At 36.1% G+C, this 26,918-nt stretch carries 29 protein-coding genes and 2 other annotated features; of the genes, 20 read left to right on the top strand and 9 right to left on the bottom strand.

All coding sequences use genetic code 11. The annotated features are described in order from the left end of the window. Positions 1-77: 77 nt before the first annotated feature. Positions 78-734, top strand: coding sequence for a YrrS family protein (locus ACW0JX_RS21320; protein ID WP_000897097.1), 657 nt, complete (start codon positions 78-80; stop codon positions 732-734). A 35-nt stretch (positions 735-769) separates the two neighbouring features. On the opposite strand, the gene ACW0JX_RS21315 is transcribed toward ACW0JX_RS21320, so the two are convergent. Further along, on the bottom strand, positions 770-985 hold the full coding sequence (locus ACW0JX_RS21315) for a YrzA family protein (protein WP_000010984.1): 216 nt from the start codon (positions 983-985) through the stop codon (positions 770-772). Between the two features lie 136 nt (positions 986-1,121). Between ACW0JX_RS21315 and ACW0JX_RS21310 the strand changes: the two genes are divergently transcribed. The 13 genes from ACW0JX_RS21310 to ACW0JX_RS21250 all read left to right on the top strand — a co-directional run bounded on the left by ACW0JX_RS21310 (position 1,122) and on the right by ACW0JX_RS21250 (position 13,134). Further along, positions 1,122-1,760 (top strand): class I SAM-dependent DNA methyltransferase, encoded by a 639-nt coding sequence (locus ACW0JX_RS21310; protein WP_000536323.1) that lies wholly within the window; start codon positions 1,122-1,124, stop codon positions 1,758-1,760. A 14-nt stretch (positions 1,761-1,774) separates the two neighbouring features. Continuing rightward, positions 1,775-2,470, top strand: a complete 696-nt coding sequence (gene mtnN / locus ACW0JX_RS21305; protein ID WP_001217027.1) for a 5'-methylthioadenosine/S-adenosylhomocysteine nucleosidase — start codon at positions 1,775-1,777, stop codon at positions 2,468-2,470. An 82-nt stretch (positions 2,471-2,552) separates the two neighbouring features. Further along, positions 2,553-3,476, top strand: a complete 924-nt coding sequence (locus tag ACW0JX_RS21300) for an O-acetylserine dependent cystathionine beta-synthase (protein WP_001103877.1) — start codon at positions 2,553-2,555, stop codon at positions 3,474-3,476. Positions 3,477-3,479: 3 nt separating this feature from the next. Beyond that, positions 3,480-4,613 carry a bifunctional cystathionine gamma-lyase/homocysteine desulfhydrase gene (locus ACW0JX_RS21295; protein ID WP_001201921.1) on the top strand — a complete coding sequence of 378 codons (1,134 nt, stop codon included), beginning with the start codon at positions 3,480-3,482 and terminating at the stop codon, positions 4,611-4,613. A gap of 261 nt (positions 4,614-4,874) precedes the next feature. Continuing rightward, positions 4,875-7,478, top strand: a complete 2,604-nt coding sequence (adhE, locus tag ACW0JX_RS21290) for a bifunctional acetaldehyde-CoA/alcohol dehydrogenase (RefSeq protein WP_098126826.1) — start codon at positions 4,875-4,877, stop codon at positions 7,476-7,478. A 126-nt stretch (positions 7,479-7,604) separates the two neighbouring features. Then, entirely contained in the window at positions 7,605-7,832 is a 228-nt protein-coding gene (locus tag ACW0JX_RS21285; protein WP_098126827.1) for a YrhC family protein, read from the top strand. A 157-nt stretch (positions 7,833-7,989) separates the two neighbouring features. Further along, a complete protein-coding gene (locus tag ACW0JX_RS21280; RefSeq protein ID WP_095690187.1) occupies positions 7,990-8,937 on the top strand; it encodes an ABC transporter substrate-binding protein in 948 nt (315 codons plus the stop codon). A 5-nt stretch (positions 8,938-8,942) separates the two neighbouring features. Then, positions 8,943-9,971 carry a FecCD family ABC transporter permease gene (locus tag ACW0JX_RS21275; RefSeq protein WP_141240980.1) on the top strand — a complete coding sequence of 343 codons (1,029 nt, stop codon included), beginning with the start codon at positions 8,943-8,945 and terminating at the stop codon, positions 9,969-9,971. Beyond that, the gene (locus ACW0JX_RS21270) at positions 9,958-10,776 is read left to right on the top strand and encodes an ABC transporter ATP-binding protein (RefSeq protein WP_071729617.1); all 819 of its coding nucleotides are present in this window, start codon (positions 9,958-9,960) and stop codon (positions 10,774-10,776) included. Before ACW0JX_RS21275 ends, ACW0JX_RS21270 begins: the two co-directional genes overlap by 14 nt. Next, positions 10,743-11,138: an ankyrin repeat domain-containing protein gene (locus tag ACW0JX_RS21265; protein ID WP_016080225.1), complete on the top strand. Its 396-nt coding sequence runs from the start codon at positions 10,743-10,745 to the stop codon at positions 11,136-11,138. The genes ACW0JX_RS21270 and ACW0JX_RS21265 overlap by 34 nt, the downstream gene beginning before the upstream one ends. Positions 11,139-11,566: 428 nt before the next feature. Then, positions 11,567-12,106 (top strand): GNAT family N-acetyltransferase, encoded by a 540-nt coding sequence (locus ACW0JX_RS21260; protein ID WP_002024815.1) that lies wholly within the window; start codon positions 11,567-11,569, stop codon positions 12,104-12,106. Positions 12,107-12,176: 70 nt separating this feature from the next. After that, positions 12,177-12,635 carry a GNAT family N-acetyltransferase gene (locus tag ACW0JX_RS21255; protein WP_000276127.1) on the top strand — a complete coding sequence of 153 codons (459 nt, stop codon included), beginning with the start codon at positions 12,177-12,179 and terminating at the stop codon, positions 12,633-12,635. Positions 12,636-12,756: 121 nt separating this feature from the next. Beyond that, positions 12,757-13,134: a hotdog family protein gene (locus ACW0JX_RS21250; protein ID WP_000111564.1), complete on the top strand. Its 378-nt coding sequence runs from the start codon at positions 12,757-12,759 to the stop codon at positions 13,132-13,134. Between the two features lie 38 nt (positions 13,135-13,172). Here ACW0JX_RS21250 and ACW0JX_RS21245 read toward each other — a convergent pair whose 3' ends face one another. Beyond that, entirely contained in the window at positions 13,173-13,718 is a 546-nt protein-coding gene (locus tag ACW0JX_RS21245) for a helix-turn-helix domain-containing protein (protein WP_001020693.1), read from the bottom strand. Positions 13,719-13,874: 156 nt separating this feature from the next. Between ACW0JX_RS21245 and ACW0JX_RS21240 the strand changes: the two genes are divergently transcribed. Then, complete coding sequence (locus ACW0JX_RS21240) at positions 13,875-14,279, top strand: DoxX family protein (RefSeq protein ID WP_001071553.1); 405 nt, start codon at positions 13,875-13,877, stop codon at positions 14,277-14,279. A 22-nt stretch (positions 14,280-14,301) separates the two neighbouring features. Continuing rightward, positions 14,302-15,159: a VOC family protein gene (locus tag ACW0JX_RS21235; RefSeq protein WP_000009849.1), complete on the top strand. Its 858-nt coding sequence runs from the start codon at positions 14,302-14,304 to the stop codon at positions 15,157-15,159. A 14-nt stretch (positions 15,160-15,173) separates the two neighbouring features. Here the strand turns inward: ACW0JX_RS21235 and ACW0JX_RS21230 are convergent, their stop codons facing one another. The 3 genes from ACW0JX_RS21230 to ACW0JX_RS21220 all read right to left on the bottom strand — a co-directional run bounded on the left by ACW0JX_RS21230 (position 15,174) and on the right by ACW0JX_RS21220 (position 20,866). Beyond that, positions 15,174-15,488 carry a 4a-hydroxytetrahydrobiopterin dehydratase gene (locus tag ACW0JX_RS21230; protein WP_000979537.1) on the bottom strand — a complete coding sequence of 105 codons (315 nt, stop codon included), beginning with the start codon at positions 15,486-15,488 and terminating at the stop codon, positions 15,174-15,176. Further along, positions 15,469-17,223 (bottom strand): aromatic amino acid hydroxylase, encoded by a 1,755-nt coding sequence (locus tag ACW0JX_RS21225; RefSeq protein WP_000163188.1) that lies wholly within the window; start codon positions 17,221-17,223, stop codon positions 15,469-15,471. Before ACW0JX_RS21225 ends, ACW0JX_RS21230 begins: the two co-directional genes overlap by 20 nt. 163 nt (positions 17,224-17,386) lie before the next feature. Then, positions 17,387-17,614: a binding site (T-box leader), on the bottom strand. Positions 17,615-17,664: 50 nt separating this feature from the next. Then, positions 17,665-17,893: a binding site (T-box leader), on the bottom strand. A 219-nt stretch (positions 17,894-18,112) separates the two neighbouring features. After that, entirely contained in the window at positions 18,113-20,866 is a 2,754-nt protein-coding gene (locus ACW0JX_RS21220) for a S8 family serine peptidase (RefSeq protein ID WP_459245043.1), read from the bottom strand. Positions 20,867-21,094: 228 nt separating this feature from the next. Here ACW0JX_RS21220 and ACW0JX_RS21215 point away from each other — a divergent pair, with 228 nt between their 5' ends. Further along, positions 21,095-22,333, top strand: coding sequence for a TolB family protein (locus tag ACW0JX_RS21215; RefSeq protein WP_069356215.1), 1,239 nt, complete (start codon positions 21,095-21,097; stop codon positions 22,331-22,333). Between the two features lie 39 nt (positions 22,334-22,372). Here the strand turns inward: ACW0JX_RS21215 and ACW0JX_RS21210 are convergent, their stop codons facing one another. After that, on the bottom strand, positions 22,373-22,495 hold the full coding sequence (locus ACW0JX_RS21210; RefSeq protein WP_000071866.1) for a DUF4023 domain-containing protein: 123 nt from the start codon (positions 22,493-22,495) through the stop codon (positions 22,373-22,375). Positions 22,496-22,564: 69 nt separating this feature from the next. Continuing rightward, positions 22,565-22,903, bottom strand: coding sequence for a hypothetical protein (locus tag ACW0JX_RS21205; protein ID WP_000871151.1), 339 nt, complete (start codon positions 22,901-22,903; stop codon positions 22,565-22,567). Positions 22,904-23,071: 168 nt separating this feature from the next. Here ACW0JX_RS21205 and ACW0JX_RS21200 point away from each other — a divergent pair, with 168 nt between their 5' ends. The 3 genes from ACW0JX_RS21200 to ACW0JX_RS21190 all read left to right on the top strand — a co-directional run bounded on the left by ACW0JX_RS21200 (position 23,072) and on the right by ACW0JX_RS21190 (position 24,994). Beyond that, a complete protein-coding gene (locus tag ACW0JX_RS21200; RefSeq protein ID WP_000706247.1) occupies positions 23,072-23,674 on the top strand; it encodes a histidine phosphatase family protein in 603 nt (200 codons plus the stop codon). An 18-nt stretch (positions 23,675-23,692) separates the two neighbouring features. Next, positions 23,693-24,229: a delta-aminolevulinic acid dehydratase gene (locus ACW0JX_RS21195; RefSeq protein WP_098976539.1), complete on the top strand. Its 537-nt coding sequence runs from the start codon at positions 23,693-23,695 to the stop codon at positions 24,227-24,229. Between the two features lie 264 nt (positions 24,230-24,493). Then, positions 24,494-24,994: a DoxX family protein gene (locus ACW0JX_RS21190; RefSeq protein WP_000236608.1), complete on the top strand. Its 501-nt coding sequence runs from the start codon at positions 24,494-24,496 to the stop codon at positions 24,992-24,994. A gap of 41 nt (positions 24,995-25,035) precedes the next feature. Here ACW0JX_RS21190 and ACW0JX_RS21185 read toward each other — a convergent pair whose 3' ends face one another. After that, a complete protein-coding gene (locus ACW0JX_RS21185) occupies positions 25,036-25,920 on the bottom strand; it encodes an alpha/beta fold hydrolase (protein ID WP_098976538.1) in 885 nt (294 codons plus the stop codon). Positions 25,921-25,935: 15 nt separating this feature from the next. Further along, entirely contained in the window at positions 25,936-26,769 is an 834-nt protein-coding gene (locus ACW0JX_RS21180; RefSeq protein ID WP_098976537.1) for a GNAT family N-acetyltransferase, read from the bottom strand. Between the last annotated feature and the right edge of the window lie 149 nt (positions 26,770-26,918).

Genomic DNA, 26,918 nt, shown 5'->3' with positions numbered 1-26,918 from the left:
TATCATTGTAAATGTTCAACCTTTCTAGATTTAATGTTACAATAGCAATTAGGAAAAACTGCATGGAGGTTTGGAGAATGGCAGGAGGATCAAGATTCCAACAGAAACAACAAAAACGTCGTCAAAACGGTGTTTTAAATATTGCAATCGCTATTGTATTACTATTAGTAGCTATTGTAGCATATCAATTGTTCGTTCCTAGTACGAAAGAGCAAGCATCTTCTACTGATAAGAAAGTCTCTCAACAAACAACAAAGAATGAGAAAGCTGGAAAATCAGAAGATAAAGAATCTGCTAAGAAAAAAGAAAAAGAGCAAGCAGAAGCTAAGCAAAAAGCTGAAGAAGAGAAGTTAAAGGCTGAGGAAGAAAAGAAAAAAGCTGAAGAAGAAGCGAAAGCTAACGAGAAAGTATCAGCTGAAAAAACTGTATCCAAGGCAAAAGAGGCTTATACAAAACCTTCTTGGAAAGCTGTAGGAACAGAACAAGGTTCATCACCAGCGATGACGTTTAAACAGGGGTCATCAGATTGGAATGAGATGCAAAGTGCAATTGCTGCAGGTATTGAAGTGCCGAAGGAGCAATTAGTATTCCATTTTGTTGGAAGAGACAAAACTGGAAAGAGTAAAGCTTATGGTGACGTTCAAGATAAGCAAAGTGGAAAAAGATATTACGTAAATATTGATTGGGTAGACAATGAGGGCTGGAAACCAGTACTTGTTCAAACTCTAAACTAAAAAAGAGAAGCTCCTTAGGAGCTTCTCTTTTTTAGTTAACGCAATTTCTTTAATTTAAAATGAACAACCGCGCTATAATACGGTCTTTTGCTTTCAGGATCCATAACCATTTGATGTGAGATGTGATGAACTTCAAGCATAAGTGCTTTATTATTATCGATTTGTTCACTAATTTTTCGTTCTAAAGAAGCTAAGTCTCCCGCTTCAAAAAATTCTACTTTATCTTCTAACATTTCAAAGGTAAATGACATGAAGACGGCCCCTCTCCTATGTAATCAACTATAGTGTAACAAAGAAAAGAAGGAAATACCATGTACATTTCAATTGACATTTTTAGAAAGAGGGAATATCATACTGATAAAACCGATAAGAAAAAGGGGAATTTTTATGGGCACAGAATTTAATGGTTTATTTGATGAGTGGGCTCATACGTACGACTCATTCGTACAAGGCGAAGATATACAATATAAAGAAGTTTTCGCCCATTATGAGGATATTCTAGAGGATGTAGTTAACAAGTCATTTGGTAATGTATTAGAATTTGGTGTCGGTACAGGTAATTTAACAAATAAATTATTACTTGCTGGCCGCACAGTTTACGGTATAGAACCGTCGCGTGAAATGCGTATGATTGCAAAAGAGAAATTGCCAAAAGAATTTTCGATTACAGAAGGTGATTTTCTTTCGTTTGAAGTCCCAAATTCAATTGATACCATTGTAAGCACCTATGCATTTCATCATTTAACAGATGATGAAAAAAATGTAGCGGTTGCGAAGTATAGTCAATTGCTAAACAAAGGTGGTAAAATAGTGTTTGCTGATACGATATTTGCAGATCAAGATGCATATGATAAAACTGTTGAAACAGCAAAACAAAGAGGTTTTCACCAGTTAGCAAACGATTTGCAAACGGAATACTATACACGCATTCCAGTTATGCAGACTATTTTTGAAAACAATGGCTTCCATGTAACGTTTACGAGATTAAATCATTTCGTTTGGGTAATGGAGGCAACTAAGCAATAGAAAGAGGGATTAGATTGAGAATTGCTGTAATTGGAGCAATGGAAGAAGAAGTACGTATTTTACGTGACAAATTAGAACAAGCAGAGACAGAAACGGTTGCAGGTTGTGAATTTACGAAAGGACTATTAGCAGGACATGAAGTAATCTTGTTAAAGTCTGGTATTGGTAAAGTAAACGCAGCGATGTCAACGACAATTTTATTAGAAAAATATAAGCCTGAAAAAGTAATTAATACTGGTTCAGCTGGTGGATTCCATCATTCTCTAAACGTTGGTGATGTAGTTATTTCCACTGAAGTTCGTCACCATGACGTAGATGTAACAGCATTTAACTATGAATATGGTCAAGTACCAGGAATGCCGCCTGGATTTAAAGCTGATGAGGCGTTAGTTGCATTAGCTGAGAAATGTATGCAAACTGAAGAAAATATTCAAGTTGTAAAAGGCATGATTGCAACAGGCGATTCATTTATGAGTGATCCGAACCGCGTTGCAGCCATCCGTGATAAATTTGAAAATCTTTATGCGGTAGAAATGGAAGCAGCAGCTGTCGCACAAGTATGCCACCAATATGAAGTTCCGTTTGTTATCATTCGCGCACTTTCTGATATTGCTGGTAAAGAATCAAATGTTTCATTTGATCAGTTTTTAGATCAAGCAGCTCTTCATTCTACAAACTTTATCGTAAAAGTGTTAGAAGAGTTAAAGTAATGTAACAAAAAGGCAACTGTCTCATATAAAGAAAATACATACAGTTGCCTTTTCTTTATTGGCAAACAAGGGGGAGAACACGATGAATGTATATCGTGGAGTTCATGAGTTAATTGGTCATACACCAATTGTAGAAATTACTCGTTTTTCACTTCCGAAAGGGGTCCGCTTATTTGCAAAGCTTGAATTTTATAACCCAGGCGGAAGCGTTAAGGATCGTTTAGGAAGAGAATTAATCGAAGATGCGCTAGAAAAAGGGCTTGTTACCCAAGGTGGAACAATTATTGAACCGACTGCTGGGAATACTGGTATTGGACTGGCACTTGCAGCATTAGAACATGATTTACGTGTTATCGTTTGTGTACCAGAGAAATTTAGTATTGAAAAACAAGAATTGATGAAAGCACTAGGTGCAACGGTCGTGCATACACCGACTGAGCAAGGAATGACCGGTGCAATTGCAAAAGCAAAAGAATTAGTAAATGAAATACCGAATTCATACTCTCCAAGTCAGTTTGCGAATGAAGCAAACCCGCGTGCTTATTTCAAAACACTAGGTCCTGAACTTTGGGATGCACTGAATGGAGAGATTAACATATTTGTTGCTGGAGCAGGAACTGGCGGTACGTTTATGGGGACTGCATCTTATTTGAAAGAAAAAAATATAGATATTAAAACAGTTATCGTAGAGCCAGAAGGATCTATTTTAAATGGTGGTAAGGCTGGTTCACATGAGACCGAAGGAATTGGACTGGAATTTATCCCGCCATTTTTGAAGACATCTTATTTTGATGAAATTCATACGATTTCTGATCGGAATGCATTTTTACGAGTGAAAGAATTAGCGCAAAAAGAAGGACTTCTCGTTGGGAGCTCTTCAGGAGCAGCATTTCATGCGAGCTTACTTGAGGCAGAGAAGGCAGCACCAGGTACAAATATTGTAACCATTTTTCCTGATAGCAGTGAGCGCTATTTAAGTAAAGACATATACAAAGGATGGGAATAAAAAATGAGAGCAAAGACAAAGTTAATTCATGGTATTCGCATAGGAGAACCTTCAACTGGATCTGTAAACGTACCGATCTATCAAACAAGTACGTACAAACAAGAAGCGGTTGGTAAGCATCAAGGATATGAATATTCACGTACAGGCAACCCAACACGTGCAGCTTTAGAAGAAATGATTGCCGTATTAGAAAATGGTCATGCTGGATTTGCATTCGGTTCTGGAATGGCTGCTATTACAGCGACAATTATGTTGTTCTCAAAAGGTGACCACGTTATTTTAACAGATGATGTTTATGGTGGAACGTATCGTGTTATTACGAAAGTATTAAACCGCTTCGGTATTGAACATACATTTGTAGACACAACAAACTTAGAGGAAGTTGTAGAAGCAATTCGTCCAAATACGAAAGCGATCTATGTGGAAACACCAACGAACCCACTACTAAAAATTACTGATATTAAGAAAATATCTACTCTTGCTAAAGAGAAAGATTTATTAACAATTATTGATAATACATTCATGACGCCATATTGGCAGTCGCCGATTTCTTTAGGAGCAGACATTGTACTTCATAGTGCAACGAAATATTTAGGAGGTCATAGTGACGTAGTTGCAGGTCTAGTAGTGGTAAATAGCCCACAACTAGCAGAAGACCTTCACTTTGTACAAAACTCAACAGGAGGTATTCTTGGACCACAAGATAGCTTCTTACTACTTCGCGGTTTAAAAACGTTAGGAATTCGTATGGAAGAACATGAAACGAATTCACGCGCTATTGCTGAATTCTTAAATAATCATCCAAAAGTAAATAAAGTATATTACCCAGGTCTTGAATCACATCAAAACCACGAATTAGCAACAGAACAAGCAAATGGATTTGGTGCTATTATTTCGTTTGATGTAGATAGTGAGGAAACATTAAATAAAGTACTTGAGAAACTGCAATACTTTACACTTGCTGAAAGCTTAGGAGCAGTAGAAAGTTTAATTTCTATCCCATCTCAAATGACACATGCATCAATCCCAGCAGATCGCCGTAAAGAATTAGGAATTACAGATACATTAATTCGTATTTCTGTCGGTATTGAAGATGGTGAAGATTTAATTGAAGATTTAGCACAAGCGCTAGCGTAATAAAAAATGCACTGCTAATGTGGAGCAGTGCATTTTTATTATGTTAATTTGTGAAACATTTCACAAATTAGACATACACAAATGAAATGATTTCATGTATATTGAATTCATGAAATGTTATTCACGAGCAAACTTGTGAAATGTTTCACAAACAATGGGATTCATGTAGGACGGTAACTCTATTTTTTTTCGCTAATCGGGACTTATTATGACCTATAGGGACTTATAAAGACCGTGATAACAGAATAGGAGGAAATTTGCATGGTAGTCAAAGAGAAAGTTGTAAATGAAATGCAAGAGGTAAAAGAGATGATTGATATGTTAGTAAATAACGGTCAACAAGCTTTACAAGCATTAGAAAGTTTTACACAAGAGCAGATTGACAACATTGTTCATGAAATGGCATTAGCAGGTGTTGATCAACATATGCCACTTGCAAAATTGGCTGTTGAAGAAACAGGCCGTGGTGTCTATGAAGACAAATGCATTAAAAATATTTTTGCCACTGAATATATTTGGCATAGTATAAAGCAAAATAAAACGGTAGGAATTATTCACGAAGATCCTCATGAAGAAATAATAGAAATTGCAGAACCTGTCGGTGTAGTAGCTGGGGTAACACCAGTAACGAATCCAACGTCGACAACAATGTTTAAAGCGTTGATTGCGATAAAAACGAGAAATCCAATTATTTTCGCATTTCATCCTTCTGCACAAAATTGTTCGGTGGCAGCAGCGAAAACCGTATATGATGCAGCAATGAAAGCTGGTGCACCAAAACATTGTATTCAATGGATTGAAAGACCGTCTGTCGAAGCGACGAAACAATTAATGAACCATGAGGGTGTGGCACTCGTTCTAGCAACTGGAGGCGCTGGTATGGTGAAATCAGCTTACTCTACTGGAAAACCAGCGCTAGGTGTAGGTCCTGGTAATGTACCGTGTTATATAGAAAAATCAGCACATGTAAAACGAGCTGTTAATGATTTAATTTTATCGAAAACATTTGATAACGGTATGATTTGTGCATCGGAACAAGCAATCATTGTCGATAAAGAAATCTATGATGATGTTAAAACAGAAATGATCGAAAACAATTGTTACTTTGTAACAGAAGAAGAAAGAAAAAAATTAGAAAAGCTCGTTATAAATGAAAATACATGTGCAGTAAATAGTGATATTGTAGGAAAATCAGCACAGTATATTGCCGAATTAGTTGGGATTACTGTTCCTGAACATACAAAAATGCTTGTAGCTGAAATTCAAGGTATCGGAGCAGCATACCCGTTATCTCGTGAGAAACTGAGCCCAGTATTAGCCTGTGTGAAGGCGAATTCATTAGAAAAAGGATTTACATATTGCGAAGAAATGTTGAACCTCGGTGGTTTAGGACATTCAGCAGTTATTCATTCTACAAATAAAGAAGTGCAAAAGCAATTTGGATTACGTATGAAAGCTTGCCGTCTCATTGTAAATGCACCTTCATCACAAGGTGGAATAGGGGATATATATAACGGATTTATTCCATCACTTACACTTGGTTGTGGTTCTTACGGAAAAAATTCAGTTTCCCAAAATGTAACAGCGACTCATTTATTAAATATAAAAAGGCTGGCAAATAGAAAAAAGAATATGCAGTGGTTCAAATTGCCACCAAAAATTTATTTTGAAAAACATGCTACAGCGTATTTAGCAAATATGCCTAACATTTCACGTGCATTTATTGTAACGGATCCTGGAATGGTTGAACATGGCTATGTGGATACAGTCACGCACTATTTAAACAAGCATGCAAATGATGTGAAAATTGAAGTTTTCTTTGAGGTCGAACCAGATCCATCAGATGAAACTGTCTTTAAAGGTGCGGAAATGATGAGAAGCTTTAAGCCAGATGTAATTATCGCACTTGGTGGTGGTTCAGCTATGGATGCAGCAAAAGGAATGTGGTTATTCTATGAGCATCCAGAAACGACATTCTATGGCATTAAACAGAAGTTTTTAGATATAAGAAAACGTACATGTAAATATCCGGAATTAGGAAATAAGGCGCAGTTTGTTGCGATTCCAACAACATCAGGAACAGGATCAGAAGTGACACCATTTGCGGTTATTACAGATAAGAAAAATAATATAAAGTATCCGCTCGCAGATTATGAATTAACACCAGATGTAGCAATTGTTGATCCGCAATTTGTAATGACAGTACCACCACATGTAACAGCAGATACTGGTATGGATGTTTTAACACATGCAATTGAGGCGTATGTGTCTGTTATGGCAAATGACTATACAGATGGATTAGCATTAAAAGCTATTGATCTCGTATTCAAATATTTACCGAGAGCATATAAAGATGGAAATGATGAAGAAGCACGGGAAAAAATGCATAACGCTTCTGCAATTGCAGGGATGGCATTTGCAAATGCTTTTCTAGGTATTAATCACAGCTTAGCACATAAAATTGGTCCAGAATTCCATATTCCGCACGGACGTGCAAATGCAATTCTTATGCCGCATGTAGTCCGCTATAATGCTATTAAGCCAAGAAAACACGCATTGTTCCCAAAATATGAGCACTTTGTAGCAGATGAACGCTATGCACATATTGCGAGAATGCTCGGGCTTCCAGCAAGCTCAGTAGCAGAAGGTGTGGAATCACTCGTCAAAGCAATTATTGAGCTTGGAAAAAGCTTAAATATTAATATGAGTATTGCCGGACAAGGGGTAGATAAAGAGCAATTTGAAGAGGTTGTTGGAGTATTAGCAGAAAGAGCTTTTGAAGATCAATGTACAACTGCTAATCCAAAGTTACCGCTTATTTCAGAGCTGAAAGAAATTTATATGGAAGCATATAAAGGTGAATAATGATTAAAAAAGAGCCGCAGTAAAGCGGCTCTTTTTTTGTTGGAAAACATCTCCCAGAATGGCTGTATTTACTGGTCTTTCAGTTTCATAGAATATGATAAAGTGAAATGGAGGAGTGAGAATATAATGAAAGAATTACAAGGGAAAATAGAAGATTATACTAGGTTCGGACAAATTCTTCTCGCTGTAAGTACATTGTTAATGGGTGGCTTGTTGATTCCGGATGGAGCAAAAGAGACAATCCAATTTTTTGTTATGATGGGGAGCATCGTTATATTTTTAAGTTTATCGTTCTTTTTCTTTCAGCGTGTGAAAGTGATGCGTGACCAGTTAGAGGAAAATGAATGTGAATAATATTGTTAACTAGAGCGCGGCGAAAAGAAAGAATCTTTTTGTCGCGCTTTTTGTTTTTTGTAGAAAAATGTATGCGTTTCATGTTGACAATGATAATCCTTATCAATTAAAGTAGAATAGTAGTTAATGATTATCATTATCAATTAGAGGTGAAGGAATGAAAAAATCTATTACGCTATTTACAGCGATTTTATCTATTTTTTTCTTGTTAATAGGTTGCAGTGCCAAAGGGGACGAAAAAGCGTCTGCAACCAAAATAGAAAAAGGAAAAGAAAAAATTGAAATTACCGACCTGTCAGGGAGAAAGGTAACATTCGATAAAGTACCAGAAAGTTTTGCAACATTAAGTATGGGAGACATGGATATTATTCATGCTTTAGGTGGAAAAGTAGTAGGTCGTCCGGATACGAAATTAACTCTTCCAGAGGAGTTAAAGAAAGCAAAAGTAATCGGGAATGCACATCAACCGAACTTTGAGCAAATTGCTAGTTTAAAGCCCGATGTACTTGTTGCTAACAATGGATTCCAAAAGAATGTGCCAACGGTTGAAGGACAGGGAACGAAAGTAATCATTTCTTCTGCGAATTCTGTACAAGATATTCAAAAGAATATTGAATTATATGGAATGGTAATGAAGAAAGAAGATAAAGCAAAAGAACTTAATCAAAAAATCAATGATCAAATGAAGAAATATGAGAAAAAGAGCGATGTGAAAGCATTGCTAGTGTATGGCGCACCAGGTACTTATTTAGCGGCATTACCAACATCTTTATCAGGTAATGTTTTAGAAAAAACAGGCGGGAAAAATATTGCTTCTGATTTTCCAGAAACGAAAGAATATCCGCAATATGCACAGCTAAGTGTAGAACGTATTATTGAGGCGAATCCAGATGTCATTTATTTAATTACACACGGAGATCCAAAAAGTGTGAAAAAAGCATTCGAAGGCGAAATGATGAAAAATGAAGCGTGGAAAAATTTAGATGCAGTAAAACAAAACCGCGTAGTTATTTTGCCACCTGATTTATTTGGATCTAATCCTGGGACAAAAGTTACAGAAGCAATGGACTTTATGTATAAAAGTATACAAGATGTAAGGAAATGATACGTATGGAAAGTAGTGAAGTAGTAAGAGAAAAGGAACATCCTTTTGCGAAAAAAAGATGGATAATAGCAGTTACTTTAGTTGTATTAACAATTCTAGGCCTCTTTTACGGACTTTTCGCAGGAAGTTTATCTTTTTCTGTACGAGACATTCTAACAGGTATACAAGATGAAGATTCGACAGTTCATCGAATTGTATGGGATCTTCGCATACCGAGAGTTCTCGTTGGGTTTATAGTAGGAACATGTTTAGCTGCATCTGGTACACTGCTGCAAGGGGTTATGAGAAACCCTCTTGCAGATCCTGGTATTATCGGGGTTTCATCTGGAGCAGGCCTTGTAGCAATTGTCATCATGATTTTATTCCCACAGCATCTAGCTTTTTTACCACTAGGGGCGTTTTTAGGAGCTTTCATAACAGCGATGGTTATTTATGCTTTATCATGGCAAAAAGGGGCACCACCTTCAAGAATCGTCTTAGTAGGAGTGTCAATCAATGCATTAATTGGTGCAGCAACGTCAGCTTTAATGTTATTACATAGTGACAAAGTACAATCCGTGTTACCGTGGCTAGCGGGCGGCATTGGTGGTGTAAGTTGGGCACATTTAAACATGATTATTTATTATGCAATATTCGCCATTATATTAGCTTTCTTTGGTATTAAGCATATTCGAGTGTTAATGCTTGGAGATGAAATGGCAAAACTATTAGGACATAATGTGGAAAAAAGTCGGTTTTATTTAATCGTAGTAAGTACATTATTAGCTGGAATTGCGGTAAGTGTGTCTGGTCTTATTGGATTTGTCGGTCTTGTCGTACCACATATGCTACGTTTATTAGTTGGAAATGATTATAGATATTTGCTACCTTTATCATGCCTTGGCGGCGGGGTATTACTTGTTTTTGCAGATGCAATAGCTCGAAGTTGGTTTGACCCAATCGAATTGCCTGTTGGTATTTTACTGTCCTTCTTAGGTGGTCCTTTCTTCTTATATTTAATTCATAGAGGAGGAAAACAACGTGATTTCCGTTAACAAAGTGTTTTATGCACACTCTGAAAGATTTCAAATGCAAAATATGAATGTACATATTAAGGCTGGAGAAATCGTTAGTTTAATTGGTCCGAATGGATCGGGAAAATCTACTTTGCTTCGTTTAATAGCAAGGCTACTGAAACAAAGCGAAGGGGACATCATTTTAGATGGGAAAAATATTCATATAATGAAGAGTGCTGATGTAGCGAAGCAATTAGCGATGTTACCACAAATGCATGATCATCAATTAGATTTGACAGTGAAAGAACTAATTGAGTTCGGAAGAGGTCCACATAAATCATGGAGTAGCCGCTTAAATAAAGAAGATGAAGAAATTGTTGATTGGGCATTGTCTGTTACAAATCTTGAAGGGTATGAATATCGTCTTTTACATTCTTTATCAGGAGGGGAACGGCAACGTGCTTGGATTGCGATGACGCTAGCGCAACGTACAAATGTCTTATTATTGGATGAACCAACAACCTTTTTAGATATCGTTCACCAGTTGGAAGTAATGGAACTTGTGAAACGATTAAATGAGGAGTTTGGAATGACAATTATAATGGTTTTACATGACATTAACCAAGCTGCTCAATATAGCGATCGTTTACTCGTATTAAAGCGAGGAAAGATTCAGTATGATGGTATACCAGAAGAAGTACTATGCCATGAAATGTTTCAACATGTATTTGGCATAGATGTAGATATTTTTCAAGGAAATGACAAACCGTTTTTTACACCGAAACGAATTTCTAGAAGGGGAGAAGAGCGATGCAAACAGAAGAGCGTATTACCACTGAATTAGTAAGAGAATTTGTTATGGCAGCTCACGGGGATTTAGAGAAAGTACAAGAGCTATTAGCTGAATCGCCAAGCTTACTTCACGCCTCTTATAATTGGGGTGGATCAGATTGGGAAAGTGCGTTAGGCGCATCGGCACATGTAGGTCGTAAAGATATTGCTCTTTATTTACTAGAAAAGGGTGCTCGGATGGATATTTTTGCAGCAGCTATGCTTGGTGAATTAGAAGTTGTACAAGCTATTTTAGTAGCTCAACCAGAAGCATTGCGTGCATCTGGCCCTCATGGTATTTCTCTTCTTCAACATGCACGAATGGGTGGAGAGAAATCTAAGCGTGTATATGATTATTTAGCAATACTATCTTAATGAACGAAGGAAGTTCTTATGTGCGGTAAACTTTTCACTTGAAACAATTGGAAAGTTTACCGCCCGTTAGAACGGGATAAGTATCTAGTATATTTGAAAATCCTACACCCCCCTCAATTGTAGTTTTCTTTATGCTAGTTATGATATGGATGCAGTGGACAATATTTGTCTACTGCTTTTTTTAGTTATTAAGAATGAATATTCTGTATTTTATTGTTGGTTCATTTATCCCGCTATTTTCCAGGCAGTAAGACTCCCGCCTAAAAATTCGGCTAAAGCAAAGAAGTTAGACGGGAGATACACTGCCCGTAAACGCCTGGTTGGTGAAGGCTAATAATCAGTGGGGATGAACAAAATTTCCCACTGATTAAAGTTTCACTTTATAATAAATAGTAACATTTCGTATACACACAAAACGTGATCGTGAAATGAAGAAAAAATTAGTGGAAAGGAGTGCCAGCATGTTTCATACAGAACGTTTACAAATTCGCAAATATACAATGGATGATTTACAGTTCTACGCTTCACTGTGGGGGAACGAGAAGGTAATGCGTTATATTGGAAATGGGACGTTAAAAACATATATGCAGTGTAAAAAAAGTCTGGAGGAATGGGTGATTCCTAGCTATAAAAACGGTCTCGGTTTATTTGTATTGATTGAAAAGGAAACGGGAACAAGAATTGGTCATGCAGGGCTGGTAAAGCAGAAGATAGATGGAAAAGAGGAAATTGAAATTGGTTATTGGTTACTTCCTCAGTATTGGGGAAAAGGGTATGCAAAAGAAGCGGCGGCAGCATTTCGTGACTATGGTTTCCAAGCATTACGAATGAATAAATTAATTTCTCTTATTAATCCGAATCATCCCGCCTCAATATTTGTTGCTAGAAAAACCGGGCTCAGCTATGAGAAAACAACGTCATTTCATGGAATCGATGTTCTAGTTTATTCTATTAAGCGTGTTGGATGAAAAAATTACTTTTTTAAAGGTAAATTGCATTTTTTGAAGAATGGTATATGAAAATAAAGGGAGGGGTTACATGTACATTTATCATAATGGACTTATTATTCGTGAGGGAACGAGTAGCGTACCAGCATATGCAATTAAAGCTTTGTTTGAAGATGCTGGTTGGAGTAATGATAATATCCCTTCTTGGCAAATTGAAAAATTTACGATAGCATTCGAAAATTCAACATGGGCTTTCACAATTTGGGATGAGGAAGAGATGGTTGCGATGGTTAGAGTCATTTCTGATGGAATTATGATTGCGAACATAGTAAATTTAGTTGTGAAGTGTGAATATAGAGGGAAGGGATTAGGTAAGAAGCTTGTAGCTCTTTGCCTGCAAAAACTTCCCCACGGTGATTGGTTTGCGCATACATCAGCGAACAATTTTGATTTTTATAGAAGTTGTGGGTTTGAAGTTAGAGAGCTATCGAGAAATGGAACATGTGCGTATTATGGATACCAAGTCGCGAAAAGAGATGGTCACCGATAAATGAATGGAAAGTAAAAAAGTATAGCGAGGTAATTTTGAGACTTTTGATAATAGAGAATGGATTGAGGCTCGTTTTATGATAAAATAAAAGAAAATTCTGTTTATTATTAGGAGGATAAAAATGAGTGTAAAAGCTGGGGATGTATTTAAATATGAAAGAAGATTTACTGAGGAAGAAGTTTTTGAATTTGCAAATATTACCGGTGATAAAGGTAGACACCATGTGGAATACGATGAAAATGGAAGATTAATGGTTCATGGTTTATTGACTGCTAGCATTGGGACGAAAGTGGGAGAAGAGTTACATTACATAGCAAGAGAATTAGTAAGTGAGTTTATTAGACCAGTTTTCACAGGAGATACGATCACTTGTGAACTAACTTTAACAAATGTTGAGCAAATGGAAGGCTATAAAAAAGTTTCAATCGAGTCAGTTTATCGCAATCAGCATGAAAAGACTGTACTAGTTGGGACAAGTTATGGAATTATAAGGGGATAAAAAAGAAGCCTGTTTAACAGGCTTCTTTTTTTTATTATTTAATAAACACGTTTTCGATTTTCCGCATAACTAGAGATGAGTAATAATGCAGTTTCTTCTCCTATATTACGAACAATATGAGGAACGCATGCATTCCATGAGAAAGAATCACCTTCTTCTACAATTGCAATATCTTCACCGTGCTGAACTTCTAGTTTTCCGCGTAATACAAGGTGACATTCTTCCCCTTCATGGGCATTTGGTGAGTTTTCTTTCGGGAATCCAGTTGGGATTTCTACTAAAGATAGGCGAAGGCCCCCTTGCTCCGCAACATGTTCAATTCTTTGCTCATCTTTGCCGTATACACTGTATTTCCGTTCTTCTTTTTTGACAATTTTTAATCGATCTTTTTGCTCTAACAATAAATAGGGAAGGGGAACGTTTAAAAAATTGGAGATCGTTTCTAAAGTTGAGATAGATGGTGATGTTTTATTATTTTCAACCTGACTCATAAATCCTTTAGAAAGACCTGTTCCCTCGCAAATTTGTGCAATTGTTATGCCTCTACGTTGACGAATTTCACGTATTGCAGAACCAATATTCATAAAATCAAGCTCCTTTTTGTAAACAACTATTTGTATCATAGCAAAAAAAATATATTTTTTCCCAGTGAAAATGAATTGACGAATAAAAAAAATTAGTGTATGTTTTGTAATGTGAATAAAAGTTTTGTATAAGAAAACTATAAAGGAGAGAATGAAATGAATCAACATATTGGTAACTTAATTATTCGTATCGTGTTAGGGGTAACATTCTTCATGCACGGTTTAACAAAATTCCAATCAGGAATTGACAATATTGCAGGATGGTTTACAAGTATTGGTTTACCAGGAGGACTTGCATACGGTGTAGCAACGTTTGAATTAGTTGGAGGTCTATTATTAATTCTAGGTTTAGGTGTAAGATATATTGGATTATTATTTGCACTTGTTATGGTTGGAGCAATCGTAAAAGTGAAATGGTCAGCTGGTTTATTGGGAGATGGAAAAAATCCTGGTTTCGAATTAGAACTTGCATTATTAGCAATGGGTGCATACTTATTTGTTGCAAAAGCTGATGGTTTTGTAGATAATTTCTTAAAAGAAAAAATGTCAAAAAAGAACTAATTTAAATGGGGGGGCTAACAAGATGAGTTTTCAACTTCATCCCGATACAACACTTGATGTTGTTCATTTATACGTATCTAATGTAAAGAAATCACTAGAGTTTTATACGGAAGTACTAAGTATGAAGGTGCTAAGAGAAGAAGAAGCAGTCGTTACATTTGGGAATGAAAATGATGAACCACTTCTTATCATTGAAGAAAAGAAAGAAGCTTTTCCGAAGCAAAGAGGAAGAACAGGGTTATATCATTATGCAATTTTATTACCAAGTAGACAGGATTTAGCGAATGTTCTTCGTCATCTTGTAGAGATGGTATATCCACTACATGGCGGAGCCGATCATTACTTTAGTGAAGCTCTTTATTTAGCTGATCCAGATGGAAACGGGATTGAAATTTATCATGATCGACAAAAAGAAGTTTGGCGTGATGAGAATGGAGAACTCCCATTTGTTAGTAACCCGTTAGCTGGTGAAGAATTATTACAGCAAGGAAGTACATGGAATGGCTTTCCAGCTGGTACTGTGATGGGGCATATTCATTTTCATGTAGCTGATTTAGAGGAAGCGAAACGTTTCTATGTTGATGGTCTTGGTTTTGAAGTAACGATTCCATCTCGTAATGGAGCATTGTTCGTATCTGCAGGTGGTTATCATCACCATATCGGTTTAAATACATGGCAAGGTGAAGGGGTACCACCGCAAATGCCAGGTTCTGTTGGTTTGAAATATTTCACAGTTGTACTAGCGAATGAAAAACAAAAAGAGCAAGTATGTGAAAGCTTAAAAAATATTGGCAAGATTGCTACGTACAAAGATGGAATATTACAAGTCGAGGATCCATTTGGACATTGTATCCATTTCAAAATAAAAGGAGAAGCCTAAAAAGGCTTCTCCTTTTATTTTCTTATAATTGCTTTTTCGTTTTGTAAAAATAGTTCATCAAATTGTTTTGCAAGCTCAAAATCTAGTTTCGTTAAACCTTTTGCATTCCAAGATGACAAAGTAATAATAACTGCTTTATACTGGATAAGGATAAATGGATGGTGATTATGTTCTTCTGATAGTTTGGCGGCTTCAGAGACAAATTCGACTCCTTTTAAGTAGTCGGAAAACATATATTTTCGTTCAATCCATTTCTCATCTTTTACCATCCATTTATCTACCTTCAATAATTCTTCGTGAACTTCTTCTTCAGTTAATCTTAGCATCATTTTTCACATCCTTTACTGGAAGTAACGCAAGACCATTGTTAATAAGGCGTGTTACAGCTTCGTCAGTTGTGAAAGTAGAAAGTTGATGTAGTAATGCTGCCGATGTTTCATGCCCTTTGTTATGCTCTAAAAGTAACTCTAATACTTCAAGGCGCAGCAACCATTCTTTCGCATAAAATTTATTTAATACTTCTTGAATTGCTACTAATTGATCGATATGCGCGTCGTGTAAAATCCCCTCACTTCGAATATCTCGAACTGTTTGATACATACGTTCAAGTTCATTCAGTACAAGTGGAGCAGGAATTTCGTGAACTTCTTCATCCATTGGGAAAAATGCTGCGGCATCTGCGGCACCTGGGAATACTGAAGTGATTTGTGAGCCAACAGCCATATCAAATGCGCCCCATGAAGCATCAAATAAAACGCGGGCGTTATAAGTAACTGTGCAATCGATAAAGGAAATAAGAGCAATTTTCTTATCGTTTTTTACAATATCTGTTACTGTTCCTTTTACATGAATACCACTTGCAAAAGTAAACTCAGCGATAGTTCCAATTGTAATTCCTAATGATTGTAGTTGTTCGTCTGTACAATTTTCTAATGCAATATTTTCAGTGAGTAATCCAATCGGTGTTCCAAATCCGTCACTGTGTACAGAAGTAGAATGATTTGCTAACTGTTTATTATGAAGCGCTAATGCCGTTGGCGAATTTGTTCGCATGTAAATTAATTCACCTGCATCGTTTTCAATTGTCTCGCTAAATGTACCTGTAATTTGTAATCCACTATTTAGCTCAGCTGTTGCATAGTTCTCAGAGCGAATTGCTTTTTCTAAACCTTCTTTTCCACCTGTTTTAAAGGCCATTGTTTTAGAAAATGTTTCAAGCGCATCTGTTAATTCTTCAAAGGATTCACAAACAAATAGTTGTGGTTGCATTTTTGTTACGTCATAAGTTGTCCCTATACATGCTTCGATAGAAAATGGAACCTTTTCTACAGCGTCTGTTAAGCAATGTTTGCTTTCGCCAACAGAAGAAAGGAGACCAGCACCATATATCTTTGGATCATCTATATTTCCGATCAATCCATATTCTACTGTCCACCAGAAAAGACGTGAAATTTGTTCAGCTTCTGATAAACCAGAAACTAAGTTTTGTTTTTCAATTACAGCATTTTCAGCAGCCTTAACTTCATCAGGAGTAGAAGTAGGGCTTTCTTTCACTATCGTTAATGTACGAACAGCTTCAAATGCATCATGTTCTTCTTTTGTAGAGAAAGCTTTTGCACCAATTTGCCCAAAACGTTTCACATATTTTGCATATGTAGGATCAAGTAAAATCGGTGCGTGTCCTGCGGCTTCGTGTACGATATCTGGAGCTGGTGTGTACTCGATATTTTCTACTTTCCGAATATCTGTTGCGATCGGTAGTAATCCGTGTCCTTGAAAATCGAAGAATGCTACGCCGGGAATAAGTCCGTCAATCGTTACAGCGCCCCAGCCACTTGGTGCCAAACACTCATTCATTTCTTCTACTTTTGGAATTGCATCTATATTAATACCAGATGATTGTAGTCCGTTCACATAGGCTGGATGAGCAACGTCTTTTAAGAAGCTATGATTTTGTCTCATAATGTAACGCCACACAGCGTGATTCACCGGTGTGTATTGATCATAATGTTGTGTGGATACGAATGGTTTTAAATGCGATGGAATTTCTGTTTTCTTTGTCATTTAGACATCCTCCTTTTTTTCTATAAAATTGAATATCGATTTCGTATAGCTTGTATCACCTCCCTTCATTATTTGTAAGCGCTTATAAAATTTTATCATAAGATTCGGAATTATTTAACATCTGTTTCTGTGAGAAATAGAAAAAGCCCCTATCGGAAAATCCGATAGGGGCGAAAGAATCGCGGTACCACCCTATTTGTAAGTGAAAATATACTTACATCTCAATTAATGATAACGGAAAAATTCCGTCTTTTCCTTCATGCATAAAAGCACTACGAAAAAGAAGCTCCAGAATTGTAATTCATACTTATATATGTGCTAATTTCCACCGACCATTAGCTCTCTGTAACAGGGATATAAGATACTACTGCGATTCTTTCAACGCGTATATATGAAATTGTGTAAGAGGATGGACGCAAAAAAGTCCCTATCGGAAAATCCGATAGGGACGATAAAAATCGCGGTACCACCCTATTTGTAAACAACTAATTGTTTACCACTCACTTTACGATAACGGAAAGATCCGTCTTTCTCTTCATGCATAAAAAGCATTACGGGAAAGAAGCTCCAGAATTGTAATTCACGCTTGTATATGTACTGATTCGCACCAACCATCAGTTCTCTGAGACAGTGATATAAGTCGCTACTAGTATTCCTTCAAAGCCGATATATAATTCGTTCAACTAAACTATGTTTTGTATTATAAAACTATATTAAAAAAATTGTCAACAAAAATTTTTATCCCGTGTTAATGAGCAGTAAAATTCCTACCTCAAAATTCGGTTGGAGCAAAGAAGTGAGATGGGAGATTAACTGCCCGTAACTCCCGATTGGTGAAGGGTAATAATCAGTGGGGATGAACGAAATCTCTACTGATTGAAGTTTCACTTTATTTCACTTCTAAATTAACAGTTAAATTAGAGGTATTGCCAGCTGCATCAGTTGCTACAATGTGAATAGTATTTTTTCCTTCTTGTAATTGAGTACGATCGAAATAAATGTCATAGCTTTTCTCCCAAGGGTTCAGGAATGCCTGGTCCCATACACCATTTCCGTTAATTTCATATTGCATTCTCACTGGAATACCAGGTGCTATCCAACCAGATTCTGACATCCAATCTAGTAGAATATCATCAACTTTTCCTCTAATTACGAGATTTTCTTGGTCAACTTTGTATGTTAACTTAGGTGCAGTTCGATCAAGAAATACAGCAGCTGTTTGTTTTGTTTCTCCGCCAGAATTAGAAGCAACTGCTTCGATTTGATATAGCCCGTCAGCTAAAGGAGTTCCATCGGTTTTTGTACCATTCCATTTGAAAGGTTTGTATCCAGGAGTTGCATTTTTAGCTTGATGGATAATCCCTTGATACGTTACACGTTCTTTCGTAACTAAATTTGCATGCAATGTTACATCATCCACAGGCGCAACTAAATAGTAGTTGATGAGATTATCATCTAGTACGTGGTCGCCATTTGGGCTAAAAGTAGAATTAATAATTTCAAGTCCATCGATACGTTTATAATCTTTAGGATCGATACTAAATGTGAATGGAATTCGAATTTCTTCTTTTGCCCCTTGTTCTTTTACATATACATTTCCAGTATACACACCTTGTGGTAGTGAGCTATCTACAGTGATAGTAAATGGTTTTTCGGTACTACTATTCGGTTGAATGCTAATCGATGAAGGGACAGAAGCTTTTAATTTTGTGTTTGTGTTTGCATCTAGTAACTCCACACGAGTTACAAAACTTTTCTTTTTACTAGAAAGGTTTTGTAATGTAACATTTTGCGTCAGTTTTACTTTTCCGCTATTTGGCTTAATAAGACCAAAGCTGACATTGTTAGGTTTTACTAATACATTTGTTTGAGCTGCTTTCGGAATGTTAATTAAACCTGATCCTTGTGCCATAACAGGGTATGTATTTTCATTGACATCATGTAATGTTTTTGCATTGTTAGCAAGAGCCGCTTTCAATTGTTCTGTCGTCCAATCAGGATGCATTTGACGCAAGAGGGCAACCGCTCCAGCTACTTGCGGAGCAGCCATACTTGTTCCGTTATGCGATTCATAGCCGCCTCGCGGTACTGTACTAGTAATTTGTACTCCAGGTGCAACAACATCAGGCTTTATTAGCCAACTTCCTTGTGATGGTCCTCTTGAACTAAAGTTACCGATAAGTTCTGTTTGCTTTGGTTGTCCAATTTTTATATTTTTCTTTCGTTTTGTAATTAAAGTTTTTAATTCTTCCCCATTTGTATTTGATAATTGCATTACTGGGACAGCTAGATGTTCACGTGAAAAATATTCCGGCATCATATTAATTTCTTTTTCGCTAGAGATTAATAACACACCAAGTGCCCCAGCTTGCTTCGCTTGTTCTGCTTTTACTAATGTACTAGAAGTACCTTGTAAAATAAGTGCGAATTTCCCTTTCACATCTTGTTTTGCATAATCACTTGGATTGCCATAGCCAACGTATACAAGAGGGGAATCATTTCCTATTGGAAAATCGGATTTTGATAACGGTAACCCTTGATATGTTTTGCTGGAACCAGCTACTTGGAATGTTGGAAACGGGATAGAAACCGTAGATGCTCCAACAGAAATGACACTACTTGCGTTACCGGGAGCATCAACAGACCAAGGTTTTGGTCCGTCATTTCCATTTGAAACGACAGTAGTAACACCAAGTTTCGCTGCTCGTTCTAACGTTAATGTTACAGGCTGATCAGGTACATTTAAATCCTGCCCAAGGGAGAGGTTTAACACATCCGCACCATCTTGAATCGCTCGCTCAATCCCTTGGATAATATCATCTGTTGTACCAGTTCCACCGTCATTCATTACACGATAGGCTAGAATAGAAGCGTTTGGAGCAACGCCTTTAATTTTTCCATTACCCGCAATAATTCCAGCTACATGAGTACCATGTACGTTACCATCCATTGGATCGCTATCTTCATCAACCTTGTCATATCCACCGATATAATTTGCCTTTAAGTCAGGGTGTGTATAGTCTACGCCAGAGTCGATAATGGCTACTTTCATGCCTTTTCCATCAAGCGGTTTGCCAGATGGATCTTTTAAATTCCACGCTTCAGGTGCACCAATTGTCGGTCCACCGATATTTGGTGCTTCTTCGTTAGTAGTACTTTTTGATGTTTCATGCAATTTATATGTTAAGTTCGGATAGACTGCTTTTACTTCAGGTAAAGAGGCAAGAGAGGTAATTTGATCTCCAGGAACTGAAATAGAGAATCCGGAAAATAACGTATTATACACTTCTTTAATTTTTGCACCAGGTGCTTTTTCTTTTATTTTCTTAGTCGTATCTTCTTGTGCTTTTTTTAGCTCAGCATGATAAGACTGCGCATTACTATTTTGTAAATCTGGAGCATGCTGAATATTACTTTGAGCAGCGAGAGGTGCATGTTGCAATTCTACAATTACTGATATTTCTTTTGTTGTTTTCGTTTCAACATTTTGAGCAATTTTATGTTCTCCCCACTGTTCAATCGTTGTTTTTAATTGTGGACTAAATTGCTTCTCCTTTTGTAGTGATTCAGCATGAGCGCTTAAAGCTCCAAAACTAGAAAAGACAAGCGCCATGCTTAATAGTGTAGATGTAGTTTTTTTCATTGATACTCCCCCTAATAAAAAGTGCCAATATTCAGAAATGTAATCTTACATTTTAGTTAGAACTTATAAATATAAATGTTGGCTAAACTATACTTTCGACATAATTCATACCAATCCTCTATGAATTGAAAATTTCTTGGGGAATTTTTTCTGATTATGTCGAATCGATATTTTTCACATATTGTAGGAAGAAAGTGAGGAATGCTATGAGGGAAATGGAGTGATGGTATGAAAAGGCTAATAGTAAGTGGTAGTGTAGTGTTGTTTATGTTTTTATGTTCTATCGCTATTACTAGCGCAGAAAATAATAGTGTGAAAGTTGCTTTTATTCGTCATCATAACCTTTGGATTAAAGTTGATGGGAAAGAAAAACAACTTACAAAAGGAGAGAACATAACAGGGCCAAAGTGGTCACATGATGGAGAATGGCTGGCATATGTAAAAGGGGAGAAACAAAATATTCTTGAGTTATATCGGCTGAAAGATGGAAAGAAAGTTACGCCGTTTCACTCAGAAGCATCGAATTATCAATGGTCACCAACAGAAAATATAATTGCATTTATATTTACAGGTACATTGAATACATTTGATGTAGAAAAAAAGAATGCAGATTTTGAAAATGTATCGGCTGGTGTGGGTGATTATGCATGGTATCCTGATGGAAAGAACTTTCTTGTATCCTCTGAAGCGCACTTACTTCCAACAGGATGGACAGGGGCTCAGCTATATGAAGTGCAAAAAGATGCACATATGAATCCTCACAAAATGAAGCATTTGTATGCATTGCCAAATGAACATGATGATTTTCTAGCGCTAGTAGCAAGTGGCTTTAAGTGGTCACCAGATCAAAAGTGGATTTCATTTTTAGCGGTACCGACAGCTTCATGGTCAGCTGATAGTAATACGCTTTGCTTAGTTCGAGCAGATGGTAGTCGGTTTGAAATAGTAGATCAAATGCTATTAAATACAGAATGGTTCAAATGGGCGCCATCAAAAAACATATTGGCTTATATTGAAGGAAGCGGGAGAGTTGCATTAGAGAATAAACATTTAAAAATAAAAGAACTGCCAGTACTCCAGCAGCAAACATTTACGCCGAAAGGATATGTGGATTGGGATTTTACATGGAAGAACGATAATGTAATTATCGTTTCACGAGCAAAAGAGGGAGGGTTTGAAACTCTGCCAGAAAAAAGACCATTCCCATCTTTATATGAGATAAATAGCACAAGCGATAAACAATATCAAATTACAAAGTCATCTAATAAGCAAGGCGATTATCATCCAATTTTCATGAAGAAGAGCAATCAATTAATATGGATACGTTCAGATCGTAAGAAAGCTAATATATGGATAGCTCATAGTGATGGAAAACATGAAAAAAAGTGGATTGAAAATGTAGATATACCAGAGTGGTATTATGAGAAATGGAATTGGGAAAATGTTATCTCGGTGAAAGAAGAATAAAAAACTGCCTAAAAGATTGTTTTAGGCAGTTTTTTACTGTTATTTATGTGTTTTATTTGGCTTTTTTTTCGCTGGGTTTCCGTTCCCTTGGCGCTTTCTATTTTGTTCATCTTTTGCTTGTTTTTCATGTAGTGTATCTAAAAATTCATTCGAGTTACTCATGTTTATATCTCTCCTTTCATTTTGTCATGATTACTATAACCATTTAGGAGGATAATCATGAGTTAGAAGTTAGGCACTTAATTTTCTTCGATAATGTAAGTAAAATATTCCATACATAACAAATAGCATGAGTAAAACTTGTAACTCTACATTTGCCTTTAAAATAGCTGCGATAGGGTCTGGTAAGTACGGTGAGTTATCATTTGTGCTTAAACCTAACCATTTATTTAAGAGGCTAATGGTACAAAACATAAAAACACCGGACCAGCTTGCCGTAATTGCTTTTTGTTTAATTTTTGTTTCACGTTCATCATCTGTAATCCAAGGATTAGCAGTTTTATCACTACTAAAGAAGCCGTTTATATATCCCCATACAATCATTCCAATAAAGACAATTATCCATTTCATATATGTAATTCTCCTTTCAGTGTAAAAAGTATTTTACATGTAATATTGTAATATTTTACAAACTTTCGTGTCAAACCTTTTTTACATATCGGTTTTTATACAGCAGGAATAAAGAATGCAATAGGGAAGAAATATGTGTGAGGATTTTATAGTAAGAGGAGACTGAATATGAAAATCGTTTTTGTTCGGCATGGTGAAGGTGAACATACAACGGATTTACCAGAAAGTTTACAAGTGTTTGACCCACCATTGACGAGAGTAGGAAAGGCTCAAGCTAAATTACTTCAACGTGATGTATCATTACAAGAAGCGGATATATTAATTGTTAGTCCTACACTTAGAACTTTACAAACGGCGACAATATGGAGTGCGAAAGTAGCTTGTCAAAAAATAGTCCATCCATATGTATCTCCGCGTATTTTTCCTTATCGAGAAGGAGCGAAAACATTACCGTGCGATTATATAGTAGATCAGGGAATGATAACAAAGTTATTTCCGCATTTTTCGATAGAGAAAAGCTCAAATAATCAGTTATGGAAGGAAGGTATAAACACTATTTCAGAGAATAGCTTTCAGCAAATAGTAGATGAATTTCTTCTTTGGTGTTATGAACTGGGTGCGGAAAGAATTTGCATTGTATCTCACGATGGAACAATTACAGCATATAGGCAATATTTACATAAAGTCGTTTTAACTAGATCAGATTTTTTGAAAGAAACAGGTATATATGAAATGGATTTATCCCATAAAAGTCTGATTGATAAGGGCTGATTATAGGATGGAGGTTGTTTGTTGAATATTGCATTAGTAGTTGGTTTTAATTCGGATTTAGAGGCGCAATCAATACGAGCATCTCTTGAGTATTTTGGTGCAAGAGTTGTGACATATTGGATTGGTAGACCGAAAGATTTTGTGGAAGTTCTTTCTGGAAAGAACTTATTTGACGATATTAATTATATTATTTTTTGCTTTCATGGTGAAGAAGGAAAGTTTGTCATGGAAGAGTTAGGCGAAGAAGTATATGAACAAGATGAACCGAGAGGGTATTTTGGTAAAGCAGAAATTTATAAATATGCAAAATTGCATAATACACATATTGTAAATAGCGGGTGCACATTAGGGGAGCAAAAACTTGCAAAATCTTTTTTACATAGTGGTGCAAAATCATATATTGGATCGATTGATTATGTAGATGGAAATGCAGCACTTATGTTTACTATACGCTTATTTTATGGGGTTATTAACCATGGGAAAACGTTAGAAGAAGCGTTTCAAGAAGCGAGTTTAATTGATGAGGAGACACATACATTTCGATTCTATAATTAGTATGAAACACGTTTATTCTATATTCGAATAAACGTGTTTCACATTTAACTCACAATTTTTTTACATTTTTTTCAATGAAAATGATTATCACCTGTGGTATGATATGTTCAAGTTTTTACAGGTAATAAAAGTTACTATATAAACGTTAGTTTTTAATGTTTCATACACATGTCATGAATTATTCATAATTAACGTTTGAAAAATGAGTAACTAATGTTATTATATTAACTGTAACTAACTTAATTACAACTTTAGGAGGAAGATATGGTTATTCAATTTTTAAGAGAAAACAAAGCAGTTTCTTTTGTATTAGCAGTAATTCGAGTATATCTTGGTTACACATGGTTAATGGCTGGAATCGGTAAACTACAAGGAAAAGGATTCGATGCAACAGGTTATTTGCAAGGCGCAATTGAAAAATCTAAAGGTGCACAACCGGCTGTTCAATCTTGGTGGGCATCATTCTTACAAGAATTTGCAATTCCAAATGTAGATTTGTTTAATACGCTTGTAACATGGGGAGAAATTTTAGTCGGAATTGGTTTAATTGTAGGCTGTTTAACAAAAACAGCGGTCTTTTTTGGTCTTGTAATGAACTTTTCCTATATGTTTAGTGGGTCAATTGGTGTGAACCCTGAGATGGTTATCTTATCTATGTTTGTTCTTGTTGCCGGTATGAACGCTGGGAAATTTGGAATGGATGGCTTTGTTATCCCGAAAGTATTAGGATCAAAAACTCAAAAACGCCAAAAGCAAGCTGCTTAATATATGAAAACGGGTATCTCAAAATGAGATACCCGTTTATGTTATTTTTCAACTTTGATCGGATTGTTCTTAAAGAAGTCTTGTACATACCCGACAAATTCTTGTGGTTCTTGGCGAAATGGTGCATGATAACCTTTTTCAATAATATGTAAAGTGCTATTTTTTAAGAATTGATGATACGTTTCTCCTTCTTTCCAAGAAACGCTACTATCATTTCTGCCCCATATAATTAAAGTCGGCTGTTTCATTTCATTCGCATTAATTTTAAGACGTCTAGGCCATAGTTTCATTTTGTTATAATGCTCTTCATCGTTACGTTTGAATTTCACTTTGCTCTCATCATAATCAGTAATAGAAGAAACGGCATTTAAATCAGTCGGCAATTGTGGTTTTGGTGAGCCTTGTTTAGTAACGAATGTATGAGGACCACCTGTAGCATCAGTTAAAATAAGGTGAGTAACTGCTTCAGGATATAAATATGTTAAATTTAGAGAAATTTCTCCCCCCATGGAATGCCCCAGTATTGCGAATGAATCATACCCTAGTTTTTTCATTAATTTATAATACAAATTTGCATGAGTTGGAAAAGAATAATAAAAATCCATTGGCTTAGATGAGCGCCCGAATCCTAAAGCATCTACAGAAATAATTGTATGATCTTTTGCTAAATCGGAGTAAATCTTTTGAAAACCATCTGATGACCCTCCAAAGCCATGAATCATAAGTAAAGGTGGTTTTTCATTACCAATCTTTTTAAAGTAAATGGTTTGACCATCTATTTCTACCATTTTTTCCTCGGTAGCTAGTTTAGCTGTAATTGTATTTTTCACTTGCTTTACTTGTTCTACTGGCTTTTCTGCTGCACTACATCCTACTAATAGTATAAGAGTAAGACAACCTACCATAAAATAGCTAAATCGCTTCAATTAGGTGTCTCCTTTCTAACATAACGCTGTATCTATCATAGCAAATAGCATATTACGATTTCCAGGAAGTTGGCTACTATTTTTTATCATAAGAGGTGAAAGGAGCGTTTCTTGGAAATTTTCTGTTTGAAGAAATTTACGAAATATAAATTGTGAGTGTGGGACATCAATTCGTACTATACCATTCCAACATTCACATATCTTTTTTAATAATTGAATAGCATCTTCTTCTTGCTTGGCGATAAGTGGATGGATACATAATATATTGCCCTTTTGTATGCATAATGAAAAAGCTTCTATACGGTTATTTCTTTCAATTTTAAAAGCGTGTATGGCCCTTGGTAATAGCAAAGAGTAAAGTAGAGAACGATTCACACCAGTTGCAATTTGATCAAGAGAAGTAAGAGATATAAGGTCTTCTTCTCGTACTTGTTGTAAGTGAGAAGGATACGTCTTAGTAGTTTGCTTTTCAAAACGATGAATTGTTGTTGCTGTTTGAAATCCACATGATGTGTATAGAGGTTCGCCAGCTTTTGTCGCAATAAGTGCAATTGGTTGTTTTGGATGAATTTGTTCCAAGCAATGATTTAGCAACATGCGCCCTATTCCTCGTCCTTGAAAATTAGGGTGAACGATTAACATACCAATGGAAGTGAAGTTACTTGTAAAAGGAAATACTCCTCCAGTCGCAATGAGTTTGTTTTCATGAATATAACCTACAAGTGTGCCGATAGAAAGATACATTTCGAATTGCTTTTTCATAAAAATTTCATCGTGTAACCATCCAACAGATTTGCAAAGATTAAGTAATTCAAAAATAAAAGACTCATTTAGCTTTACTATTTTCATAAAGGCTCACCGCATTTCTATTTAATTTCATAAAAATAGAGTCAAAATGTAAAAAAAAGAGATTTACGTTAAATGAAATCCAACCTGTTTATATTTAAATTGTAAAGGGCAGGATGGCTGATACGAAGAGACAAAGTTATACAAATTAT

This window comes from Bacillus sp. C-3-6, assembly GCF_054509685.1.
This window is presented reverse-complemented; position numbering and strand designations above follow the sequence as displayed.

Bases quoted from the DNA above. Each gene is read 5' to 3' on its own strand.
- ACW0JX_RS21320 (WP_000897097.1), top strand. From the start codon at position 78: ATGGCAGGAGGATCAAGATTCCAACAGAAACAACAAAAACGTCGTCAA.
- ACW0JX_RS21315 (WP_000010984.1), bottom strand. From the start codon at position 985: ATGTCATTTACCTTTGAAATGTTAGAAGATAAAGTAGAATTTTTTGAA.
- ACW0JX_RS21310 (WP_000536323.1), top strand. From the start codon at position 1,122: ATGGGCACAGAATTTAATGGTTTATTTGATGAGTGGGCTCATACGTAC.
- ACW0JX_RS21300 (WP_001103877.1), top strand. From the start codon at position 2,553: ATGAATGTATATCGTGGAGTTCATGAGTTAATTGGTCATACACCAATT.
- ACW0JX_RS21295 (WP_001201921.1), top strand. From the start codon at position 3,480: ATGAGAGCAAAGACAAAGTTAATTCATGGTATTCGCATAGGAGAACCT.
- adhE (WP_098126826.1), top strand. From the start codon at position 4,875: ATGGTAGTCAAAGAGAAAGTTGTAAATGAAATGCAAGAGGTAAAAGAG.
- ACW0JX_RS21285 (WP_098126827.1), top strand. From the start codon at position 7,605: ATGAAAGAATTACAAGGGAAAATAGAAGATTATACTAGGTTCGGACAA.
- ACW0JX_RS21280 (WP_095690187.1), top strand. From the start codon at position 7,990: ATGAAAAAATCTATTACGCTATTTACAGCGATTTTATCTATTTTTTTC.
- ACW0JX_RS21275 (WP_141240980.1), top strand. From the start codon at position 8,943: ATGGAAAGTAGTGAAGTAGTAAGAGAAAAGGAACATCCTTTTGCGAAA.
- ACW0JX_RS21265 (WP_016080225.1), top strand. From the start codon at position 10,743: ATGCAAACAGAAGAGCGTATTACCACTGAATTAGTAAGAGAATTTGTT.
- ACW0JX_RS21260 (WP_002024815.1), top strand. From the start codon at position 11,567: ATGAAGAAAAAATTAGTGGAAAGGAGTGCCAGCATGTTTCATACAGAA.
- ACW0JX_RS21255 (WP_000276127.1), top strand. From the start codon at position 12,177: ATGTACATTTATCATAATGGACTTATTATTCGTGAGGGAACGAGTAGC.
- ACW0JX_RS21250 (WP_000111564.1), top strand. From the start codon at position 12,757: ATGAGTGTAAAAGCTGGGGATGTATTTAAATATGAAAGAAGATTTACT.
- ACW0JX_RS21245 (WP_001020693.1), bottom strand. From the start codon at position 13,718: ATGAATATTGGTTCTGCAATACGTGAAATTCGTCAACGTAGAGGCATA.
- ACW0JX_RS21240 (WP_001071553.1), top strand. From the start codon at position 13,875: ATGAATCAACATATTGGTAACTTAATTATTCGTATCGTGTTAGGGGTA.
- ACW0JX_RS21235 (WP_000009849.1), top strand. From the start codon at position 14,302: ATGAGTTTTCAACTTCATCCCGATACAACACTTGATGTTGTTCATTTA.
- ACW0JX_RS21230 (WP_000979537.1), bottom strand. From the start codon at position 15,488: ATGATGCTAAGATTAACTGAAGAAGAAGTTCACGAAGAATTATTGAAG.
- ACW0JX_RS21225 (WP_000163188.1), bottom strand. From the start codon at position 17,223: ATGACAAAGAAAACAGAAATTCCATCGCATTTAAAACCATTCGTATCC.
- ACW0JX_RS21220 (WP_459245043.1), bottom strand. From the start codon at position 20,866: ATGAAAAAAACTACATCTACACTATTAAGCATGGCGCTTGTCTTTTCT.
- ACW0JX_RS21215 (WP_069356215.1), top strand. From the start codon at position 21,095: ATGAAAAGGCTAATAGTAAGTGGTAGTGTAGTGTTGTTTATGTTTTTA.
- ACW0JX_RS21210 (WP_000071866.1), bottom strand. From the start codon at position 22,495: ATGAGTAACTCGAATGAATTTTTAGATACACTACATGAAAAACAAGCA.
- ACW0JX_RS21205 (WP_000871151.1), bottom strand. From the start codon at position 22,903: ATGAAATGGATAATTGTCTTTATTGGAATGATTGTATGGGGATATATA.
- ACW0JX_RS21200 (WP_000706247.1), top strand. From the start codon at position 23,072: ATGAAAATCGTTTTTGTTCGGCATGGTGAAGGTGAACATACAACGGAT.
- ACW0JX_RS21190 (WP_000236608.1), top strand. From the start codon at position 24,494: ATGGTTATTCAATTTTTAAGAGAAAACAAAGCAGTTTCTTTTGTATTA.
- ACW0JX_RS21180 (WP_098976537.1), bottom strand. From the start codon at position 26,769: ATGAAAATAGTAAAGCTAAATGAGTCTTTTATTTTTGAATTACTTAAT.